This window comes from Vibrio penaeicida (assembly GCF_019977755.1).
GTDB classification, from domain to species: domain Bacteria; phylum Pseudomonadota; class Gammaproteobacteria; order Enterobacterales; family Vibrionaceae; genus Vibrio; species Vibrio penaeicida.
The window spans coordinates 3,706,681-3,729,253 of sequence record NZ_AP025144.1 but is presented as its reverse complement, the minus strand read 5'-3'; the positions used below and the strand labels follow the sequence as shown (position 1 = coordinate 3,729,253).

General features: G+C 47.0%; 13 protein-coding genes. All 13 read left to right on the top strand.

What is annotated here, in order from left to right; translation table 11 throughout:
* Positions 1 to 5: 5 nt before the first annotated feature.
* The 13 genes from LDO37_RS16785 to rplI all read left to right on the top strand — a co-directional run bounded on the left by LDO37_RS16785 (position 6) and on the right by rplI (position 22,506).
* Complete coding sequence (locus LDO37_RS16785) at positions 6 to 8,759, top strand: non-ribosomal peptide synthetase/type I polyketide synthase (RefSeq protein WP_126610172.1); 8,754 nt, start codon at positions 6 to 8, stop codon at positions 8,757 to 8,759.
* Complete coding sequence (locus LDO37_RS16780) at positions 8,759 to 12,130, top strand: non-ribosomal peptide synthetase (RefSeq protein WP_126610173.1); 3,372 nt, start codon at positions 8,759 to 8,761, stop codon at positions 12,128 to 12,130. The genes LDO37_RS16785 and LDO37_RS16780 overlap by 1 nt, the downstream gene beginning before the upstream one ends.
* Entirely contained in the window at positions 12,127 to 12,897 is a 771-nt protein-coding gene (locus LDO37_RS16775) for a thioesterase II family protein (protein ID WP_126610174.1), read from the top strand. Before LDO37_RS16780 ends, LDO37_RS16775 begins: the two co-directional genes overlap by 4 nt.
* A gap of 366 nt (positions 12,898 to 13,263) precedes the next feature.
* Positions 13,264 to 14,904, top strand: coding sequence for a chitinase (locus LDO37_RS16770; protein ID WP_126610175.1), 1,641 nt, complete (start codon positions 13,264 to 13,266; stop codon positions 14,902 to 14,904).
* A gap of 212 nt (positions 14,905 to 15,116) precedes the next feature.
* Positions 15,117 to 15,695: an aminodeoxychorismate/anthranilate synthase component II gene (locus LDO37_RS16765; protein ID WP_126610176.1), complete on the top strand. Its 579-nt coding sequence runs from the start codon at positions 15,117 to 15,119 to the stop codon at positions 15,693 to 15,695.
* A 349-nt stretch (positions 15,696 to 16,044) separates the two neighbouring features.
* The gene (locus tag LDO37_RS16760) at positions 16,045 to 17,259 is read left to right on the top strand and encodes an aspartate aminotransferase family protein (protein ID WP_104400150.1); all 1,215 of its coding nucleotides are present in this window, start codon (positions 16,045 to 16,047) and stop codon (positions 17,257 to 17,259) included.
* Between the two features lie 94 nt (positions 17,260 to 17,353).
* Positions 17,354 to 18,373 carry an arginine N-succinyltransferase gene (astA, locus tag LDO37_RS16755; protein WP_126610177.1) on the top strand — a complete coding sequence of 340 codons (1,020 nt, stop codon included), beginning with the start codon at positions 17,354 to 17,356 and terminating at the stop codon, positions 18,371 to 18,373.
* Positions 18,374 to 18,400: 27 nt separating this feature from the next.
* Positions 18,401 to 19,861 carry a succinylglutamate-semialdehyde dehydrogenase gene (gene astD / locus LDO37_RS16750; RefSeq protein WP_126610178.1) on the top strand — a complete coding sequence of 487 codons (1,461 nt, stop codon included), beginning with the start codon at positions 18,401 to 18,403 and terminating at the stop codon, positions 19,859 to 19,861.
* A gap of 135 nt (positions 19,862 to 19,996) precedes the next feature.
* Positions 19,997 to 20,788, top strand: coding sequence for a DUF1338 domain-containing protein (locus LDO37_RS16745; protein WP_126610179.1), 792 nt, complete (start codon positions 19,997 to 19,999; stop codon positions 20,786 to 20,788).
* 260 nt (positions 20,789 to 21,048) lie between these two features.
* Positions 21,049 to 21,465 carry a 30S ribosomal protein S6 gene (rpsF, locus tag LDO37_RS16740; RefSeq protein WP_126610180.1) on the top strand — a complete coding sequence of 139 codons (417 nt, stop codon included), beginning with the start codon at positions 21,049 to 21,051 and terminating at the stop codon, positions 21,463 to 21,465.
* Between the two features lie 8 nt (positions 21,466 to 21,473).
* A complete protein-coding gene (gene priB, locus LDO37_RS16735; RefSeq protein ID WP_101114160.1) occupies positions 21,474 to 21,776 on the top strand; it encodes a primosomal replication protein N in 303 nt (100 codons plus the stop codon).
* A 16-nt stretch (positions 21,777 to 21,792) separates the two neighbouring features.
* Positions 21,793 to 22,020 carry a 30S ribosomal protein S18 gene (gene rpsR / locus LDO37_RS16730; RefSeq protein WP_000090471.1) on the top strand — a complete coding sequence of 76 codons (228 nt, stop codon included), beginning with the start codon at positions 21,793 to 21,795 and terminating at the stop codon, positions 22,018 to 22,020.
* A gap of 33 nt (positions 22,021 to 22,053) precedes the next feature.
* Complete coding sequence (gene rplI, locus LDO37_RS16725; protein WP_104400154.1) at positions 22,054 to 22,506, top strand: 50S ribosomal protein L9; 453 nt, start codon at positions 22,054 to 22,056, stop codon at positions 22,504 to 22,506.
* Positions 22,507 to 22,573: the final 67 nt, after the last annotated feature.

The following is a 22,573-nucleotide window of genomic DNA, read 5'->3' as shown; positions in this document are numbered from 1 at the left end:
TTAAAATGAAGCCCGATATGCCCATTGCTGTGATTGGAATGACTTGTCGTTTCCCTGATGCCCCCAGCGTTAAAGCATTCAGAGAAAACCTTCTTTTTGGTCACGATTCTATTCATCCGTTAACACCTGAAGAAATAGAGCGTGAAGGGATAGATCCTTCATTGCTCGAAGATGATGATTTTATTAATGCCGGCACGCTCATTGAGAATGTCGCGAACTTTGATTACGGCTTCTTTTCTCTTTCGCCTAAAGAAGCTTCATTGATGGACCCTCAGCACCGGTTATTTTTGGCGGAATGCCGCAAGTTGTTAGACGTATCTAACCTGACGCGAGATGAAGATAACATTGGTATTTTTGCGGGGTGTCGTCAGAGTACGTACCAAGCCTTTCTTTCACCAATACGTCCTGAGCAAATAACCGAGTCTGAATCCTTCCAACAATTGATGGGTAACGACAAAGATTACCTTGCCACAAGAGCGTCGTATTTTCTTAACTTAAACGGTCCAGCGTTGACAGTGCAATCGGCTTGCTCAACTTCACTGGTCGCGGTGCATCAAGCCTGTCAGTCGTTGCGCAGTGGAGAATGTGACAGTGCCTTTGCAGGTGGGGTAGCCATTTCGTTCCCGCAAGGGGTTGGGTACCGAGCATCGGAAGGCATGATATTTTCGAATGATGGGAAATGCCGTCCTTTCAGCGAAGAGGGTACAGGCATCGTCGCTGGTAATGGCTTAGGTATTGTCGCGCTCAAACGTTTGGATGATGCAATCAAAGACGGTGACAAAATTCACGCGGTGTTAAAGGGCTCTGCGATTTCCAATGATGGAAAAGCCAAGCTGGGGTATACCGCACCCGGTAAGACTGGACAGAAAAAAGCCATAGAAATGGCTTTGAAAAAAAGTGGCGTCGATCCAAAAGATATCGGCTTACTGGAGGCGCACGGTACAGGGACTCCCCTTGGTGATCCGATTGAAGTCCAAGCCATTTCAGAAGTTTACAGCACGTTCGATGTGCCCAACCAAAACTGCGCCATTGGCTCAGTAAAAGGTAACGTAGGTCATCTCGATACCGCTGCTGGGGTCGCCAGTCTGATCAAATCGATTTTGTCAGTAAGAGACGGTTTGATATTGCCAAGCCTACATTGCAGACCGGAAAATCCACGTATTCAGTTTGATACAACCCCATTCTATTTAGCGCATGACTGCAGTGTTTGGCCTAACCGTTTTCAGTCTCGAATTGCAGCGGTAAGTTCTTTTGGTATTGGGGGTACCAACTGCCATATGATCGTAGAACAGCCACCAAAGCAAGAACCTGTGGTGAATTACACAAGCTCGGATGAATTTGAAATACTGGCGGTCAGTAACCATAAAGAAAGCAATGTGCTTGAACAGGCAAACCAATTTGTTTCTAGCCTTGAAAACGATCAACTTGCATCTCAATGTAAGACTGCTGCATTAAAGCGAACCCATTACCCCTCTAGAGTTGCACTTTACGGAAAAAGCAAAAAAGATTTTCGTAAAGCTCTGAAGAATGCCACCGTCCAAACGGTTAAAACGAACCCTACAGTCGCATGGGTTTTCTCGGGGCAGGGCAGCCAAAAACCAGGAATGGGAAAGGCATTTTATGAAAAGTATGCCGTATTCAGAGACGCGATTGATGATTGCGACCGCTTGTTTAGCGACGCAGGTATTGCCAACCTAAAAGAGGTCATGTTCGATGACCACCTCGCTGAAAAGCTCAATCAAACACTGTATACACAACCCGCTTTATTCGCTTGGCAGTATGCGATGGGTTTACTGCTGATTGATTGGGAGGTAGAGCCGGACTTTGTTGCAGGGCATTCTATTGGTGAGTTTGCGGCTTGTGTCATGGCTGAACATTTTTCCGTCGAGTCTGTTGTTCGATTGGTGGCGCACCGAGCGCGATTGATGCAAGAGCAAACCGATGAAGGTCGAATGTTAGCGATAAAGTTGCCTGAAGCGCAGTTACAAGAAGTGTTAAGTGCATACGAAGCCATTTCTATTGCCTCTATCAACAGCGCTGACCGTTTCACTCTCAGCGGCCGTGATAGCGATGTTTCACGTCTTATTCAAAGTTTGGATGCATCGCAGATTGCATACAAAGAACTGGACGTGCATCGAGCATTCCATTCCTCCACCATGGAAGCGATTCGTAACGACTTTCTCCAATTTACGTTGCAGCAAGAAGCGACTGCAGAAGAAGAGAGTGCAGAAGAAGAGAGTGACGTCTGCATGTACTCCACACTGACTGGAGAAGAAGTCCAGTTCGGCGACCTTACGCTCGACTATTGGTTTCAGCAATTGCGCAGTCCAGTACTCTTTCATCCCACATTAGAATCCATTGCCAAGGAAGAGCCTGATCTTGTGGTCGAGATAAGCCCAGATGGCAGCTTCTTATCGCTACTCAAACACTCTGACGTTTTTGACAGTGAGTGTGTGGTTGGCAAAGTGGGTTATGAGCATAGCCACGAATTGGTCGCGCAGTTGTTCAGTTTGGGTTACGAGCAACCTTTAGAAGCATACTACGAAAACACAGCTGTCCCGTTCTCTGAAATGCCGCCGTTGGTTTTTTCGGATACGCATTGTTGGGCATCCACTCCGATCCATTATCCTGCGGCAAGGCAGCACAGTGGCTATGGGAAACAACAAAAAGAGCCAGCCCAAAGCATGGAGTTCTGGGGATGGCAATGGCAGCCCATTACTAACGATGTCGCACCAAAACCTGAATTTGATGATGAGCGTAAACTTCGTTGGGCGATCATCGGAAACAACAAATGGGCTGACAGCTTAAATGTTGAGATAAGTGCTTTAGGTCATCAATGTGACATTTACGATACCGTTCAGAGCGTGCAAGAGTGTGATCGGATAGTGGATACCCGATCTTTAACCTTGGACTGGGCGTTAGAGGCATCAGCACAAACGCTGACGGCTGCAAGAGAACAGCTCGTTCAGCTAGGGCAATATGGTGAACAGCACCCGAAGTGCCGCATCATCACCTTGCTATCAAGTTCAGCTCAAAAAGTAAGTGCTGGGAATAGCCCACATAGTGATAACTTGCTTTGGCCTTTCCAAAACTTAAATCGCAGTTTAGCAAACGAAAAGCCGCAGCTCGCTCTTCATTGTTTGGATATTCATGAGTGCGCGGTGGATAGCGCATTGGTGTCCATACTGTCGAACCTTGATGAGCCTAGCCCTATCTTGAGCTTGAAAAATAATCAGCTCTACACTTTAGACGTTGTCAGCAAAGAGGTGGGATCACCTCAACAACCTATGGAGTGGCGCAGTGAACACTTTACGGTGATAGCCGGTTTGGGCGCCGTGGGGCTTGGGCTTGCGGAATGGTTGGTTGAGAAAGGCTGCGATAAGCTCGTTATTATTGTGCGACAGGCTTTAAACGAACAACAGGAAGCCTTAATTCAATCCCTGCAAACCCGAGAAGTGACGGTGCATGTACTGCAAGCCAGTCTTGTGGAAGAGCACGCTTTGAGCACTGCGTTCGACGCATTGGACGTGACTGTAAGTCGTGTGTTCCATACCGCGCATGCGGGGACGCATAAATTGCATCCTCTGGACGACAGCAGTGCGTTCGAGGGCTCTTTGCCTGTCAAACTTATCGGCAGTATGAACCTACACCGCGTGTTTGAGAATCAACCTCTTGAACTGTTTTGTATGTTTACGTCATTAAGTAGCATGATGGCTATTTCAGGTACCAGCGGTTACGCGACGGCAAATGCTTGGCAGGATTCATACGCAGCGTATTTGCGCCAACATGGTGTGCCTGCTCTCACAGTCTCATGGAGTCAGCTACAGCTATCAAGAGACGCCCAATATGTTGCCAGTGTTAATGACACTGGCATGGTAGCACTCTCAAAAGAACAGACGTTTTCCGTGATGGAGCAACTGATTCAGCACAATGAGTCGGGGCTTACTCCTATTCTTTATGATGCCAACGTATTAGGGCAAGTCGTCAGTAAACTTCCGGCGACATCTGTATATCTCAAAGATATCTTTACCATTGAATCAACCGATGCAGCGACACCCGCGGCAACGGATGGGAATAACCTGATCAGCCTAGACAACCTCAGTACTGAAGAAGCCAAAAAAACGGTTGCTGAATTTTTGCATCAATTGATTTGTCAGCGGCTTCAATACAGTTCCGATCAACTGGATCCCGATGGCTCGCTGACTGGCCAAGGTGTGGACTCACTGATCTTTTTAGATATTGTTCAGGTGATCAACAAAACCTTCAGTATGGATCTGCCACCGACTGCTGGCTACGAGCACGGTACGATAACGGCACTAAGCCAATACATCGCTTCACAACTTAAAAAAGACGATATTGAATTCTCTCAAAGCACCACCAGCGGGGCCGAGAGTACCATTGTTGCGGATCCTGCCGCAGCATACGAACCCTTCCCTTTAACCGATTTGCAGCAAGCTTTTTGGTTAGGGCGTTGCAATGATCTGAACTTAGGCAGCGTGTCTTGTCATGAATATCTGGAACTTCAGTTCGATGAGCTGGATATAGACAAATTAGAGACTGCTTGGAATCGACTGATTGCTCGACATGACATGATGCGTTGTGTGATCACTGGAGATGGTCTTCAACGAATATTGCCGCACAGCGACCAAACGCACTACCAAGTTGGAGTTACAGACTTGAGTAACGCTTCAGTTGAGGAACGAGAAAGCCACTTGGCAAATACGCGCCAACGCATGAGTTATCAGGTCTTTAATCCACAAACATGGCCTCTGTTTGAGCTGAGTGTTTCAAAATGGGATGGAGGTATCCGTGTTCATTTGGATATGGACCTATTGGTGTTCGATATCCAAAGTTTACGTGTGATTTTTGGTGAATTGGATACGCTCTTGCTAAATCCAGATACTGAGTTCCAACCGCTAACCTTGAGTTTCCGCGATTACATCATGGTAGAGAAGGCGCGCGAAGTTGAACCTCGCTGGTTAAGCGCCAAAGAGTATTGGCAAAATAAACTTAACGACATTCCACCTGCGCCAGAATTGCCAATGATTCGTGAAGAATCCACTTCCGAGCAGATGTCGTTTAGGACACTGGATCACGTACTTGAACGTGATACTTGGGAGGTCTTCAAGCAAAGAGCGCGTGATTTCGGGATAACACCTAGCGGAGCGATGCTGGCTGCGTATACGTATGCCATCGCGTCTTACGCCAAAAGCTCTGAATTCACACTCAATATTACGTACTTCAACCGAAAAAATGTGCATCCTCAAGTCATGGATATATGTGGTGATTTCACTTCGTTGATGTTGCTCCCCGTTTCTGTCGATGCCACCGAAACGTTTATTGACGCCGCCAAACGCACGCAAGAATCGTTATGGAAAGCACTTGAGCACCGCGACTACAACGGTATCCGCGTGATGCGAGATTTGGGACGTCATATGGGTGAAGGTGCCGATGCGATTCAAATGCCCGTTGTATTTACGTCGATGATCGGCATGGACTTTAATGATCCATCTCAACCTGGATGGGAATTGCAGCGCCATCAAATCTTCGAGGTTAACCAGACGCCTCAAGTGTGGTTAGACTATCAGGCGAGGGAATCCAATGGGGCATTGTTCACACAGTGGTTCATTGCTGATGAGTTCTTTGAAAAGTCAATGATTGAAGGGCTCTTCGAAACGTACACTTCAATATTGGACAAGCTAGCAAAAGAGGAAGAATTCTGGACAGCACAAGTCCCTGATTTGCGTAGTGATCAGGCGAAAGCCATTTCTAGCTCGCTGAATCGAGTGGTCGACACTCAATTACCAACACTCATGCCTGAACCGTTTCATAAAAGCGCGGGGCAGATGGCTCAAAGGCCGGCATTACTCACCCACGATTCATCGCTCAGTTACCAAGAAGTGCAAGCCCGAGTCAATCAACTTGCCAACCACCTTATCCATATGGGTCTATCGGCGTCGGAACCTGTCGCGGTCGTCATGCCAAAAAGTGTTGAAGCCGTGATTACCGCACTGGCGATTCAAACGGCTGGTGGTTGCTATACGCCTATCAACGCCGATTTTGATAATCAGCGTCTAGAGCAGATCCTGATTGATCTCGAACCGTTTGCGATTCTTACTTTGGCGGATATTGAGTTGTCGGTGCCTTGTTCTGTGAGCAACGTACAGCGATTGAATCTGACAGATGAATCAACAGAGAAACCGATAGCACGCCAAACAAGTGATCAGCTGTCGTACATTATCTACACATCAGGCAGTACAGGGATTCCTAAAGGGGTCATGCTGGACCATGAAGCCCCTCTAAATACGTTGCAGCAACTGGCGAATATTCTAGATCTTGGTCCTGATGACCGTACCTTATCGATGTGTGCTTTCCACCACGATATGTCGGTGTTTGACTTGTTTGCGATGTTTGGGAGTGGTGGTTCCGTTGTTCTACCAGAAAGAGACAGAGCTTACGATGCCATGCATTGGCTATCGCTCATGCATGAACACAAGCCAAGCATTTTAAATGCTGTGCCAGCGTTCATCACTATGCTGCTTGACGCCATTGAACAACAAAATTCGGTCCCACCTTCACCTCGTCATATCATGATGGGAGGAGATTGGATTCCCGTAGAGTTAGTTCGTCGAATCCAAAAAGTTTGGCCGGAGGTCGACATTCACTCTATCGGAGGACCGACAGAGACGGCCATCGTGTCTACTCATTACCGAATTCAAAATATCGAAGAGGATTCGTCGCGTATTCCATATGGACGCCCTCTGCCAAATCAGACGTGTGTGTTGCTCAACTCGGCTGGAATTGAGTGTCCACCAAATGTTGTGGGCGAAATTTGTATGGGAGGGATGGCTCGCTCATTGGGTTATCTCAAAGATGCAGAACGCACAGCAGAAAAGTATCGACCACATCCTCTAACGGGTGAACCTCTGTTCTACACCGGTGACATGGGCGTGTTAAGACCAGATGGTCAATTGGATATCCTTGGCCGTATAGACAACCAAATAAAAATTAATGGCTTACGAGTCGAGCCGGGAGAAATTGAAGCCGCGATTGAACAACATCCACAGGTTAGTGAAGCGGTTGTTGTTTACGCGGGTGAGCCCACACGTCAGCTACACGGATTTGTGAAATCAATCGAAGTCACAAGTACAGTCACTGACCAAGATTGGTATACAGCTTCCGGTGATGGGCACAATGCGATTGAACACCTCCCAGAGAATTTTGATTTGGCCGACTACGCTGAACATTATTTCGACATGGAACAGTTGGCTACATGGGTAATGCTACGTACGATCCAAGCTGTAGACTTCTTCAAAACGGAGGGGGATACAGCTTCGTTTGTAACACTTGTGGATGCACTGAAGGTTTCCCCCCATTACCAAAAGCTTTTCGAAAGCTGGGTTCGAGTACTGACAGAGGATGGTTATCTTGTCCTTGAAAAGGGTGAGTACAAGGCGACGCACCGCATTAAGGACGCGGAAGAATATGATCGCCAATTCGCTAAGATTGTTGCTCACACAGAGACGGGACCTGAGCATACTCAACGTATTTGGTCGTTAATATCGCGTTGTATTGAACGAAGTGGCGCCCTGCTCGATGGAAGTTTCAACCCGCTGGAATTAATGTTTGAGGACGGTAAAACCGATTTTGCTGAAAGTTGGTACCGAGAAAACCCCGTTTCCACGCATTTCAACCGTGTTGCAGGTAAAGTCGCAGGAGGCTTTTTAAGCAATCGCTCAGGACCGTTGCGCATTCTAGAGTTTGGCGCAGGTATCGGAAGCGTGACCCACGAAATATTGGCCAACATGCCTAGCTCCGATTTCATCTATGACTTTACCGATTTATCCACTTACTTTTTGGATAACGCCGCGGATGTCTTTAAGGCATACCCTCAGCTCAATTATGGCTTGTATAACATCAATGAAGAGCCAAGTTTGCAGGGGTATCAGTATGGTGAATATGACCTCGTCATCGGTGCCAACGTATTGCACGATGCCGAAGACCTGAATGCCGCAAGCCGACGTCTACGTGCCTTGCTCAAGCCCGATGGTGCACTCTTACTTGTCGAAGGAACAAATAACCCTCGTTTCCAGTTGGTAAGTCTAGGGTTTGTTGAAGGTTTGACGCATTACGCTGATGAAAGGCTGGAAACTTGCTTACCGATGATTTCGGCACCGAGTTGGCAACAAGTCATGAATCGCGCTGGCTTTGCGAAAGCAACGTGCTTCCCTAAAGCGGGGCATGACACCGAAGCGATGAACTATCACGTGTTGCTTGGGCAAAACAGCGGCAGTGACTGTTCGCTGGATGTTCAATCAATCCAAAGCTTGTTAAAGAACCAGTTGCCTGCACATATGCAGCCTGCGCATTGGCACCATTTGTTGGAGCTGCCACTTACGCTTAACGGTAAGGTTGATCGCCAAAAACTCGCAACTGAAATCAAACCATCAGGTCACCATGAATCGCTTGAATCAGGCGGTTTGGCACTGACGACAGATAAGGAGCATTTGTTGGCAAGTGCTTGGTCTGACACTCTTAACATCCCTGTAGAAACGGCGGACGCCAACTTCTTCATGTTAGGGGGAGATAGCTTATTGTTGACTCGTCTTAGCGGTTTATTGCAAGACAAACACGGCATTTATCTCGATTTGGCGACGCTTGTCAAAACGCCCCGATTATGTGATCAGGCTGTGTTGATGGGGGATTTACCTGTAGAGCTCGATATTGAAGAAGAAGCATTCGAAGAGGGGGTGATTTGATGGATACACTCAAAACACTATCCAACCAAGCTCAGTCTCCCCAAGAACCGCTTCCCCAAGCGCAGTCTCTTCAAGAGCTGCGCGAAGAGGCTCAAAAGCGTCAAATCCGACTTTGGGTTGAGAAAGGTCAATTACGCTTTAAAGCCCCGAAAGGGGCTATGGACGCCAATTTACTTGAAGCGATGAAAGCGCATAAAAGTGCCTTAATATCAGCGCTGAGTTCTGGAAGGCAAGCACCGCAAATAGCCTCAAATCCTCAGGAGCGCTATGAACCATTTCCATTAACGGATTTGCAACAAGCTTATTGGGTCGGAGAGCATGGCGGGTATGTCCAGTCGGCAATTGCGTGCTACGTCCACCATGTAGAGTTTAAAGATCTGTCGGAGGAGCGTGTTCAGTCTGCGCTGCATCAGTTGCAAAGTGCGCACGAAGTTCTCCGTACACGTTTTAAAGAAGACGGTACTCAGCAGATCATGCCCGTCGGTGAGTTGCCTATCCATCTTCAATGTCATTCACTTCGGTCGATGAGTCAGGAAGATGCCGAGGCTAAGTGTGTGGAGCTTGCAGACAATTTTCCTGAGCAAGTGTTGCCATCATTGCAAGATGGCCCACCCATGGCAGCCGCACTCTTACATTTGCCAGAAGGTGATAGATTAATATTTGCCGTGCGATTGATCGTGATGGACGGCCCCTCACTTGCGCGACTCTTTCACGACTTATTGTCTGCGTTGTCTGGTCAACCCTTACTGACGAAACCTCAGCTTAGTTACCGAGACTATGTGCTGGCGTTACGCGCGCTAGACACAACGGAGGCAGAGTCATATTGGTCTAAGGCGTTGGAATCCTTACCCGAAGCACCACAGTTGCCAATGAGAGGAGAAATGCCTAAACAATCGAAATTCGTTCGGTTGGGCGGCAGTTTGGGGCTTGAGGGTTGGACTCAAATCAAGAAAAAGGCACAAGCGCACGGTACGACCCCGAACGCTGTCATGTTCGCGCTCTATGCTTCTGTGCTCCGATTGTGGTCCCAAGACGAACGTTTCGTTATCAACATGCTGACTAACTTTCGTCCCTTTGATCATGCAGAAATGGGCTTGGTCGTCGGAAACCACAGTAATACCATTTTGATGACCAGTGACGGTCAGGGGCATTTCATCGAACAGGCGAAAGCCGTTCAAGCCATGTTTGCTGAGCGGTTGCCGCACGCGTCATTGTCTGGGGTTTCTCTACTAAGGCGATTACAACAAACCCGCGACCCAAACCAGCCTGCGGTGCCTTTTGTTTTTACGAGTGGGATATCGCAACAAGCCGCCGAAGGCATGCCGAACAAATTAAAAGAGATGTTCCGTCCAATATCCAGTGAACTCCGTACGCCACAAGTTTGGCTGGACCACCAAGTTGTCGAAGATCAGGATGGTCTTTTGTACTACTGGGATTACGTAGACGGCGTATTTGAAAAAGGGTTACCAGAGGCGCTATTCGAACGTTTTGAATGGGCACTGTCGGAATTACTTAATAACGAACGAGCTTGGCTAAGTGTTAATCCAGCCGCTCTTAAGGAGAGCGATCTAAAACCTTTAGTCGAGCTGCCTGAGATTTCTGCAGAAAGTAACTTGGGGCAGGCGTTTTTGAATCAGGTTCAGCGATCGAGTAACGCTGTCGCGCTGATTGATTCGCAAGGGCGTGAAATGACCTATCTAGAGCTGGCGGAAAAAGCTCTATCGGTTGCTCAAGGCTTGGTTTTATCGGGGGTAAAGCAAGGTGACCTAGTGGGGGTTTCCTTACCCAAAGGTTCTCAACAAATCATCAGTGTCATCGGTATTGTACTCGCTGGAGGAGCATGGTTGCCGATGGACATTCGCTTACCTGATGCCCGTCGGAAGGCGATCATTGAGCAGAGTGGTCTTCAATTGATTATAGGAGAACAAACCGGTGATTTAAGCGTTGATGATTTGCTCGAATATCCTGAACTTGAGAAGCCGAATATAAGCTCAAAAGAAGCGTTGGCTTATGTCATTTACACATCCGGGTCTACTGGCCAGCCGAAGGGGGTTGCCACTTCTCATGAAGCGGTTTTAAACACCCTCTATGAGATTAACCGCCGCTTTTCCATCCATTCGGAAGATAAGGTATTGGCACTGTCTGCGCTGAACTTTGACCTCAGTGTGTACGATATTTGGGGTACGCTCATTACAGGAGCATCTATCGTCATTCCTCCCGATGCGGAAGTTCCAGATCCGATGATCATACTTGAGCAGTGTAAGCGAAACGGAGTCACCGTTTGGAACTCCGTCCCCGCGTTGCTCGAAATGGCGTTCTTACAAGGAAAAGAGTTCAGTCAGCAAGCGTTAACCAGCCTTAAAGTTATCATGCTGAGTGGTGACTGGATTCCAATGCCTCTTGCGAAGCAAGTATTGAATTATCTGCCGAAAACGCACTTTTACTCTCTCGGTGGTGCGACTGAGGCATCAATATGGTCAAACTATTTTTCTGTTACAGAAATCAGGGACGATTGGCGTTCAATTCCCTATGGTTATGGTCTTGCAGGTCAACAGTTACATGTGCTCGATAAGGATGGTACTCCTTGCTTACCTTGGGTTGTGGGACAAATCTACATTGAAGGATTGGGGCTCGCTGACGGTTATTACAATGATGTTCTGCGCACTCAATCCAGTTTTATTACGCACAAAAGTGGCCGACGACTCTATTCAACTGGCGATCTTGGAAGATGGCGTGATGATGGCTCGGTAGAGTTTCTTGGGCGATTGGATTTTCAACTTAAGCTCCGCGGGCATCGAATAGAAGCTGGCGATGTGGAATCTCACCTGCTTGCTCAAGATCCAATCAAGAGTGCTGTAGTGATGGTGGTCCAAAGTAATAATGACCAACCTGTGCTGGTGGCACTGTGCACGGGAGATGGTTTTGATGCTGAGGAGATACGCCATACCTTACGTGGTGAGCTACCAGCTTATATGGTGCCAAGCCACGTGTTCCGAATCGATGCGATGCCATTGAATGTGAATGGAAAACGCGACCAAACCGCATTACGAAAACTGGCTGAGCAAGCACTGACATCGGCGACAAACTGCAGTGAAACGTGCACCGAGAGCGCGACTCTAGATGATGAGGATCTTGCTCCGCTCGCAACCCTCTGGGCAGAAATTTTAGGTTCTAAGCCCTGTAACACTGAGGCGAACTTCTTCCTAGAAGGCGGAACGTCCATGCTGGGGGTTCAATTGATCAGAGAGATAAAGCTCAAGTTCGACATAAGCTTACCCTTGGCAACTCTATTTGAAAATCCAACATTGAGCGCCGTTTGGCGTGCTATTGAAATTGCTCGTAGTGAGCACAGTACAAAGGTGAATCCATGACCTGTTTACCCTTTCCGGACGTCAAAACCAATCCGGAAATTGATTTGTTTTGCTTACCCTATGCTGGCGGCAGCTCCGCTGTATTCAGTAAGTGGGACGCTATGTTTCCCGACTGGATCTCAGTCAGACCTGTTGAATTGCCAGGACGAGGTTCGCGTCTGAACTCTTCATTGATGACATGCCCAACTGAACTCAGCATACAATTAGCTGATGAATTGGCTGAACGCATTGAACGACCATGGGCTATTTTTGGGCATAGCCTTGGGGCAGCTTTGGGTTATCGCATCGCTCACATCATAGAAAGCGAACACCCGTTACTTGGTTTTTTCCCATCAGGAAGGCATGCTCCAACTTGCCCCGACCCAGCTCCGTTGAGGGCGCACCTGAGTGATGAAGCGTTAATTGAAGAGGTGCGTTCACTTAATGGTGCACCTCCAGAGTTGTTGGAAAACAGGGAGTTTATGAACATGGTCCTACCGATTATTCGTGCGGACTTTGAACTCAGCGAACGAGGTTCATTACTCCCTCCGCTTGGCTCCATGAAGTGCGGGATGCAGGTGTTCGGTTCCACAGATGATCCGGAAGTACCCATTGCGTCACTCAAAAATTGGAAGGATGTTGCTGGCGCTGATTTTAGCCAGAAAATCTTGCCTGGCGATCATTTCTTCCTACATCATGAATCTCAGTGTCTTTCGATGCGCGACTTTATCTGCGACTTACTATCCAAAGCTTTAGCTGAATCAAAGAGCACGGTTTCGGCGATATAGAAGCAGATTATCTGTCTGCACTTGACCAACTGAGTCACATGAAAGACGTTGAGTTAGGTGCAGATAGATCATTGGTTGTGTTCTCGACTTTGCCCCGCTTCTCGCTTTCATTTTTCGAGTAAAAAGTTAGCTCTTCAGCATGTGGTTCAAACTGTGATCTTGCCATATAAATTAAGTTGTTTACCAAACCTGTGATTTTCTTGATTAGTTACTCAATTCCAATGTAGCAAGTTGGTGTGCGGTTTTCATATGGTAGAAGTGACTCGGAATAATCAATTGTACTTATACATTTCACTGCGATTAACTAAATAGGTGACTTATCATTCTGTCGATTCCCTACATTTTTATGGAGCGAGAGGAATAAGAATGAATACAAAACGTTACCTTTCAGTATTGATTGGCGGTTTATTGTCGGCAAATGCATTCGCGGCAATGAACATCCAACCGGACCCTACAAATCCTACTGGCTACATCATTTCACGTGCAGACATTCAAGCGGTTGAAAACTCAATCACTGTCGATCCAATGTATGACATCTGGTCTAAAGCATTGGAGACGCGTCCAAATACGGTAGTTGAAGCTATCCTACCGGGACTAGCAAGCAACCCAGAAAACGTTAAGCGTGTAGAGCGCGTATTCCCTCAAGCTGAGTGGGATTTCCTAACGGGTATGGCTGCTCCAGAATACACTTACACGCGTTTCTTGCGTGCGATTGGTAAATTCCCTGCGTTCTGTGGCGAGTACACAGATGGTCGTGATTCTGATGCGATTTGTAAGAAATCCATCGTAACGGCATTTGCTCACTTTGCTCAAGAAACCGGTGGTCACATTGCAATCGACAATGTTTCTGACAACCCTCTTGCGCTAGAAGAGTGGCAGCAGGCTTTGGTTCACGTACGTGAAATGGGCTGGGCTGAAGGTCAAGAAGGCTACACAACGGGTTGTGGTCAAAACGATTGGCAAAACGCGCGTTGGCCGTGTGAAGCGGGTCAGGGATACTTTGGTCGTGGTGCTAAACAGCTTTCTTACCACTTTAACTACGGCGCATTCTCTGAAGTAATGTTTGACGGTGATGCGACAGTATTATTGAAAAACCCAGCTCTAGTAGCGGATTCATGGTTGAACCTAGCTTCTGCAATCTGGTTCTTCCTGACTCCTCAAGCACCAAAACCAGCAATGTTGCATGTTATTGACCGTACTTGGGCTCCGTCTCAGCGTGAAGCAGCAGCAGGTATTGGCTATGGCTTTGGTACAACCATCAACGTTATTAATGGCGGCATTGAGTGTGGTGAGCAGAACAAGACAAAAGGTCAGCCTGTAAACCGTATTCGTTACTGGGAAGGTCTTGCAGCGCATTACCAAATTCCAGTTGAAGCTGATGAGAAAAACACATGTTATCAGCAGACTCCATACGGAAGCTTGAACTTAAATGGTGCCACTGATGTGCTTTACACCAACTGGGATGGTAACTGGAAATACCATGCCGATCGCCCTGGCGGTTTCTCATTTGAGTGTGAGCTAGTCGGTTTCCAAACGGCGTACTCAGCACTTGTACCGGGTGACTATGAGAAGTGTGTAACGAACTTCTATGGCTCACATGCGACGTGGCCTCAAGTACGTGTAACAGATAAGCCAATTCCGGTTGAACCAGGAACGGGCGTAGAGCCACCAGTAAATGGTGTTGCGGGTTGGGAAGCCACTAAGGTTTACAACAAAAACGATAAAGCAGCTCGTAAAGGTGTGGTTTACCAAGCGAAGAACTGGACACAAGGGCACGATCCTGCACTAGGTGATCCTTGGGTAGTCGCTGACGGAACAACTACGCCGCCAACGACTCCTCCTACAAACTCAGGTGGTTTCATTCAATGGGAAGCAGGTGTAAGTCAGGTTGCTGATGGCGACAAGGTGACTCACGCTGGTAAATGTTTTATTGCCAAAAATGGTCCAGGTATGTGGGAAACGCCACTGACCTCTAACCATTTCTGGGATGAGATCGCGTGTAAGTAATCTTGCCTGAATCTTTTAAAGCCTCAGCGTTTGCTGAGGCTTTTTTTTATTCTTAGAAAGTAAGGGGCAATCGCGGCCTGTTAATGTCGCTTTACAGCTTGAATATTGACAATTTCATCTTATGAACAATTTTCACTTGCCTTTCATCGCCTCTGCTGCACAATACCGCCCTTAAGTTACATAGCCAATCATCCATGTATACGACGTTCCCTATGCTGTTAATCATCGATAATTACGACTCTTTTACCTACAACCTATACCAGTACTTCTGTGAGCTGGGTGCGGATGTAAAAGTTGTGCGTAATGATGAAATCACTTTAGACGAAATCGAGTTACTGGCGCCGTCGCATTTGGTTATCTCCCCTGGCCCTTGTACCCCGAACGAAGCAGGAATTTCCTTGAGTGCAATAGAGCACTTTGCAGGAAAGTTACCTATTTTAGGTGTATGTCTTGGTCATCAAGCTATTGCTCAAGTTTTTGGTGGTAATGTTGTTCGAGCCAAAAAAGTAATGCATGGGAAAACGTCCCCAATTCAACATATCGATATTGGCTTGTTCGAGCAGTTGAATCTGCCGTTAACAGTGACACGTTATCACTCTCTTGTGGTTGAAACCAAAAGCCTTCCCGATTGTTTTGAAGTGACAGCATGGACACAGTCATCGGATGGGAAGTTTGATGAAATTATGGGCTTTCAACATAAGACGTTACCGATTGAAGGCGTTCAATTTCACCCGGAATCCATCAAAACGGAACAAGGCCACGAGTTACTGGCGAACTTTTTGCGACGATAAACCCTGCTTAGGGTCACTTTTCCTAACATTTTTCTGAATTATTTTTCTATCCGCAGTCTATGCAAAACTATTCGCAATACGATTCTCTTGTTTGCGTAACCCTACTATCTATATATGGTTAACCTCAGCTTATTTTACCCATAAGTATAAATTGCTTCATAAAAGCGGTTTGCTCGTGCATAAATAATCATGCGAGAGCTGGGGTGGCGTGTTGTTTGCTCAGTAAAAAGAACAAATCACTATTGAAATAGTTAAATTAATGTAAATACAATGTTTGAGCAGTAGAAAATGCCATTAGGTATTTGAACTTACTAATGCTGATTACATTGGGATCGAAATGGAGTATGTGATGACAATGGAAAATAAAGTAGAACGCAGCTGGTTTAACGACGTAATGGTACCTTGTTATAACCCGATGGAAATCATTCCGGTTCGAGGAGAGGGTGCCCGAGTTTGGGACCAAGCCGACAAAGAATATATCGACTTTGCTGGTGGTATTGCTGTGAGCTGCTTAGGGCATTGTCATCCAGCGATGGTTTCTGCACTAACAGAACAAGCGAATAAAATTTGGCATTTAAGTAATGTCATGACGAACGAGCCTGCGCTTCGCCTAGCAAAAAAACTGACCGAAGTCAGCTTTGCTGAAAAAGTGTTTTTTGCCAATTCAGGTGCAGAAGCAAACGAAGCCGCGCTGAAATTAGCGCGCCGTTGGGCAGTGGATACGCATGGTGAAGAAAAGTCCGAAATCATCGCATTCAAACAAGGCTTCCATGGCCGCACCTTCTTCACTGTAACAGTGGGTGGTCAAGCGGCGTATTCTGATGGATTCGGTCCTAAACCAGGTGATGTCACTCACTTGCCTTACAACGATGTAGAAGCGTTGGAAGCGCACATTTCATCAGAGCGTACTTGCGCCATCATGATGGAGCCATTACAGGGTGAAGGTGGAATTATTTCGCCAACCCCTGAATTTGTGGAAGCGGTTCGCACCTTGTGTGACAAGCACAACGTATTGCTTATCCTCGATGAAGTACAGACGGGCAACGGTCGTACGGGTGACTTTTACGCTTACCAAGGTCTTGGTATCACGCCAGATATTCTTAGCACGGCGAAATCACTGGGTGGTGGTTTCCCTGTCGGTGCGATGCTTACAACAACAGAATTGTCTAAGCACATGAAAGTCGGCACGCACGGTTCAACGTATGGTGGTAACCCGTTGGCTTGTGCCGTAGCGGAAGCCGTGGTTGACGTTGTAAGCCAACCAGACGTTTTAGCGGGCGTAAAAGAGCGCGAAGCGCTATTCCGTGAAGGTTTGACTAGAATTAACAATAAGTACCCGATTTTCTCTGAAGTTCGTGGTAAAGGTTTGCTGCTTGGTGCAGCGCTGAACGAAGAGTGGCAAGGTCGCGCTCGTGATGTGCTTGTAGCAGCAGGAAATGAAGGGCTGATGGTTCTGGTTGCTGGTGCCAACGTCGTTCGATTCACACCATCTTTAGTGATTTCAAAAGAAGAAATCGAAGAAGGATTAGCGAGACTAGAAAAAGCCATCGCAAGCTTAGTTTAGGTTAAGTCGCTCGGTTCGAGTCAAGGTCGGGTGTTTATCACCCGACCTTTTCACTTCGAATGGGGTCTTACCATAGCATCTGGAGGGAGTTGTGATGCTTGTAGTACGTCCGATTACAAAACAAGATTATGAGGCACTGCATACGTGTGCCGTCGAATCAGGACATGGATTTACTTCTCTTCCTGTCAACGAAGAATTACTGACTAATCGAATAGATCACTCTGTTTACAGCTTTGATAAGCCTGAAGTTAAAGAGCCCGGAGATGAAGGGTATTTGATGGTTGGTTTTGACAGCGAAACGGGGGAAGTCGCTGGGACAACTGGCATCGAGGCTTCGATTGGCTGGGATGTACCGTTTTATACCTATCACATCAGTAAAGTGGTGCATTCCTCACCCAAGCTTGGCGTCAATAATGTAGTGAAGCTGCTGACATTTGGTAATAACTACACGGGTTGCAGTGAGATTTGTACCCTGTTTTTACGCCCCCAATTCCGTAAAGGACTCAATGGGCGGCTCATGTCCAAGTGTCGTTTCTTAATGATGGCGGAACACCCGCATCGATTCTCCGAAACTGTCTTTGCAGAAATGCGCGGTGTTTCCGATGACGAAGGTAATTCGCCATTTTGGCAATGGCTGCAAGAACACTTCTTCTCTATTGAATTCACCATGGCGGACTATCTCACGGGGATAGGAAAGAAAGGCTTCATTGCCGATCTTATGCCCAAGCTACCAATTTACATCAATTTACTGTCGCCAGAAGCGCAGGCTGTGATTGGTAAAGTACATGACAACACACGTCCAGCGCTTCGTTTACTGGAGCAAGAAGGGTTCTCGTGTCGTGGTTATGTCGACATCTTTGATGCGGGTCCATCGGTCGAGTGTGACTTGCGAAATATTGACTCGGTACGTCGCTCTTTCAGAGCCAAAGTGAGTGTTCAAGAACATTCCAGTGCCCAACAATATTTGATGTGTAATTCGTCATTTGAAGATTTTAGAGCCGTTGCAGGCGCAGCGGCATACGACAAAGCGTCGGACACCGTTTTACTGACACAAGACATTGCCAATGCATTGGAAGTCAAAGACGGCGAATACGTGCGTTTGCTCGCACAGTAACGTGAACATGAAAAAAGGAAAAGCAGTATGAGCACGCACTGGATAAATGGATCTTGGGTTGATGGTTCAGGTGAAGAGCTGGCGTCAACTAGTCCCTACAATGGGGAAACGATTTGGCAAGGTAAAGGCGCAACAGAAGAGCAGGTTGAATCCGCAGTAAGCGCTGCCCGTTCTGCTTTCTTGCAGTGGAAGAAATTGCCTTTTGTCGAACGCGAAACCGTCGTACTGAAATTTGCAGAGTTGGTGAAAGAAAACAGCGAAGAAATCGCAACCATCATCGCGAAAGAAACCGGAAAGCCAATTTGGGAAACCCGAACAGAAGCGGGTGCTATGGCAGGGAAAATTGCCATTTCCATTCGTGCTTATCACGATCGTACTGGTGAAGCGCAAAGAGAAGCCGCAGGCAACCAAATTGTACTTCGACATCGCCCATTGGGTGTGATGGCGGTCTTTGGCCCTTATAACTTCCCGGGTCACTTGCCTAATGGACATATCGTGCCTGCACTATTGTCTGGTAATACCGTAGTGTTCAAACCATCGGAGCAAACCCCTTGGACGGGCGAGTTTGCGATGAAGCTTTGGCAGCAAGCAGGGCTACCTGATGGCGTGATAAATCTAGTGCAAGGTGCTAAAGAAACGGGCATTGCATTAGCAAATTCCAAGCAAATCGACGGCGTGTTGTTTACTGGTAGCGCGAATACGGGTCATGTACTGCATCGCCAATTTGCAGGTCAGCCAGATAAAATGCTGGCACTGGAAATGGGCGGCAACAACCCAATGGTCATAGCCGACCATTTTGGTGATGTTGACGCCACGGTATACACCATCATTCAATCCGCATTCATTAGTGCTGGTCAACGTTGTACTTGTGCGCGTCGTTTGTACGTACCTGTTGGGGAAAGCGGCGACCAATTGGTTGATAAGCTGGTGTCAGCAACGGCAAAAATCCGTGTCGACGAACCTTTCGCGGAACCTGCACCTTTTATGGGACCACAAATCTCCATTCAAGCGGCTGAAGGGATTTTAAATGCTCAATCTCACCTTCAAGGTCTCGGTGGTGTCAGCCTGATAGAAGCGGAATCAAAAGGCGAAGCGTTCGTTACGCCGGGCATCATTGACGTGACCCAAATCGCCGACCTGCCAGATGAAGAGTACTTCGGACCGTTATTACAGGTGATTCGCTACGAAGGCTTAGAGTCTGCGGTCGAGATGGCAAACGACACTCGTTTTGGCTTATCTGCTGGATTGGTTTCCACGATGGACAGTGATTGGGATTACTTCGTTGAGCACATCCGTGCCGGCATTGTAAACCGCAACCGCCAACTGACGGGAGCAAGCGGAGATGCACCATTTGGTGGACCAGGTGCGTCTGGTAACCTTAGACCAAGCGCTTACTATGCCGCAGATTACTGTGCTTACCCAATGGCTTCAATGGAAGGGCAAGAAACCTTGTTACCAGCCACCCTAAGCCCAGGTGTTGAGCTGTAAAATTAGATAAACAAGGGGCTATATTTCTATAGCCCCTTACTGTTCAAGTTAAAATAATAACAGGCAGTTAGCTAAAACTCCGTCACAGGCTTCAGTCACCTCTACCTGTCTTGGTAGTTCTAAAAAGGAGGCGTTATGTCGCCGGATACTTTGTTTGCTTCACTTTGGAACGATTACATCACCCGCCTTTGTCCTTCTGCTCAAAAGGTCCATGATTTACTGCAGGAAGATGAAGCTCTCATCAATGACCACATTGCGCTAAGAACGTTTGGTGTAGCGCCATTAGGAATAGAGACGTTGGCCAAACCCTTTTTGGAACTCGGGTACAAAGCGGCTGGCGACTATGTCTTTGAATCCAAAAAGTTGGTAGCAAAACACTTTGAACATCCAGATCCTAAGCAGCCCAAAGTGTTTATTAGTGAATTGGAAGTAGAAAAATGCTCTCCTGAACTGCAAGACATTGTCGCGAGATTGCTTGAGCAAGTGGATACTGCTCAGCTAGCAGGCAGTGAATTCCTGCACAGTGGGAGAATGTGGGATATCAACCATACCGACTATCGAGCGCTGGCGGCGGAAAGTGAATATGCGGCTTGGTTAGCGGCTCATGGATATGGTGCAAACCATTTTACTGTTAGTGTGAATCAGTTAAATCAATTTGAAGACGTTATTGATGTGAACAGCCACCTCAAAGAATCCGGCTTTACCATCAATGAATTTGGCGGCGAAGTGAAAGGCTCCCCAGACGTGTTGTTAGAGCAATCTTCTACCATGGCGGATAAAGTCCCCGTTACTTTTGTAGGAAGTTCGGAGGTTGTTCCTGGAGGCTTCTATGAATTTGCCAAGCGCTATCCAATGAAAAATGGTGAGCTCTACTCGGGTTTCGTTACCGCTTCTGCTGATAAAATTTTCGAAAGTACCGATAGCTAGCAACCACGCGTAATACACTGAAATATCATGGCATCGGCACCGTTGTCCGGTGCCTTTGGGGTATGATCTTAGCGCCTGCTGGATATAAAAGTTTGAGTCTTACAAATATCTCTTCTAACACTCTAAATTCCCCTTGCTCTTAGCGGTGTTTTTCTATACTATTTGCCGTCCTTAAAACTCGGTCATTTTTCTTTAGTTCCTTGCTTCCTCTGGACGACCGAGCCATTCGTGGAAGCTAATAATCCGTAAGGAGCAACCAAATGCGTCATTACGAAATCGTATTCATGGTTCACCCTGATCAAAGCGAGCAAGTTGCTGGCATGATCGAGCGTTACACTGGTTCTATCACAGAAGCTGGCGGTACTATCCACCGTCTAGAAGACTGGGGTCGTCGTCAAATGGCTTACCCAATCAACAAGCTTCACAAAGCTCACTACGTTCTTATGAACGTTGAAGCTGGTCAAGAAGTGATTGACGAGCTAGAAACTGCTTTCCGTTTCAACGATGCAGTTCTACGTAACATGATCATGCGCACTAAAGGCGCTGTGACTGAACAATCTATTATGCTTAAGCAAAAAGAAGAGCGTGCAGAGCGTGCTCCTCGTCGTGAAGAGCGTACAGAGCGTACAGAGCGTACAGAACGCACAGAAGCTAAACCAGAAGCAGCTGCTGAGTAATTCATTGCATGACCAATCGAATGGAGCTAAGTGGCACAGTCGCTAAAGCACCGATTCGAAGCCACAGCCCTGCAGGCGTCGCCCATTGCCGATTTTGGCTAGAGCATCGTTCTACAGTGCTAGAAGCGGATTACCCCAGACAAGTTTATTGTCGTATGCCGGTAATCATTAGCGGGCAAAGGTCGCAAGAGTTAACTCAAGAACTCGTTATAGGCAGTCACATTAAGGTAAGTGGTTTTGTCGCTTATCAAACCAGCCGAAATGGCAATGGGAAATTAGTGTTACATGCCGAAAATATCACATATATTTAAGATCAGGAGATAGCCCATGGCTCGTTTCTTCCGTCGTCGTAAATTCTGCCGTTTCACTGCAGAAGGCGTACAAGAGATTGATTACAAAGACGTAGCAACTCTTAAAAACTACATCACTGAAGCTGGTAAAATCGTACCTAGCCGTATCACTGGTACAAGCGCTAAGTATCAGCGTCAGCTAGCTCGCGCTATCAAGCGTGCTCGCTACCTAGCACTACTGCCGTACACTGACAAGCATCAGTAATCGGCACCGTCTATTTAGAAAGAGGATTAAACAATGCAAGTTATTCTACTTGATAAAATCGGTAACCTAGGTGGTCTTGGCGATCAAGTAAATGTTAAATCTGGTTACGCTCGTAACTTCCTTATCCCACAAGGTAAGGCTGTAATGGCAACTAAATCTAACGTTGAAATGTTCGAAGCTCGTCGCGCTGAACTAGAAGCAAAAGTTGCTGAGCAACTACAAGCTTCTGAAGCTCGTGCTGAGAAAGTTAACGCTCTTGAAGCAGTTGTTATTGCTTCTAAAGCTGGTGACGAAGGTAAACTATTCGGTTCTATCGGTACTCGTGACATCGCTGACGCTATCACAGCGGCAGGTGTTGAAGTAGCTAAGAGCGAAGTTCGCCTACCTGAAGGTGCTCTACGTAACACTGGTGAGTTTGAAATTAACGTACAACTTCACTCTGAAGTGTTCGCTAAGATCAACCTACAAGTTGTTGCTGCTGAGTAATTCAGTACCAAGCGATTTGAGAAAAGCTGGCTTAAAGCCAGCTTTTTTTATATCTAAGAGTCAATAC

Excerpts from the sequence above, each read along its gene's own strand:
- LDO37_RS16785 (WP_126610172.1), top strand. The coding sequence starts at position 6 with ATGAAGCCCGATATGCCCATTGCTGTGATTGGAATGACTTGTCGTTTC.
- LDO37_RS16780 (WP_126610173.1), top strand. The coding sequence starts at position 8,759 with ATGGATACACTCAAAACACTATCCAACCAAGCTCAGTCTCCCCAAGAA.
- LDO37_RS16775 (WP_126610174.1), top strand. The coding sequence starts at position 12,127 with ATGACCTGTTTACCCTTTCCGGACGTCAAAACCAATCCGGAAATTGAT.
- LDO37_RS16770 (WP_126610175.1), top strand. The coding sequence starts at position 13,264 with ATGAATACAAAACGTTACCTTTCAGTATTGATTGGCGGTTTATTGTCG.
- LDO37_RS16765 (WP_126610176.1), top strand. The coding sequence starts at position 15,117 with ATGCTGTTAATCATCGATAATTACGACTCTTTTACCTACAACCTATAC.
- LDO37_RS16760 (WP_104400150.1), top strand. The coding sequence starts at position 16,045 with ATGACAATGGAAAATAAAGTAGAACGCAGCTGGTTTAACGACGTAATG.
- astA (WP_126610177.1), top strand. The coding sequence starts at position 17,354 with ATGCTTGTAGTACGTCCGATTACAAAACAAGATTATGAGGCACTGCAT.
- astD (WP_126610178.1), top strand. The coding sequence starts at position 18,401 with ATGAGCACGCACTGGATAAATGGATCTTGGGTTGATGGTTCAGGTGAA.
- LDO37_RS16745 (WP_126610179.1), top strand. The coding sequence starts at position 19,997 with ATGTCGCCGGATACTTTGTTTGCTTCACTTTGGAACGATTACATCACC.
- rpsF (WP_126610180.1), top strand. The coding sequence starts at position 21,049 with ATGCGTCATTACGAAATCGTATTCATGGTTCACCCTGATCAAAGCGAG.
- priB (WP_101114160.1), top strand. The coding sequence starts at position 21,474 with ATGACCAATCGAATGGAGCTAAGTGGCACAGTCGCTAAAGCACCGATT.
- rpsR (WP_000090471.1), top strand. The coding sequence starts at position 21,793 with ATGGCTCGTTTCTTCCGTCGTCGTAAATTCTGCCGTTTCACTGCAGAA.
- rplI (WP_104400154.1), top strand. The coding sequence starts at position 22,054 with ATGCAAGTTATTCTACTTGATAAAATCGGTAACCTAGGTGGTCTTGGC.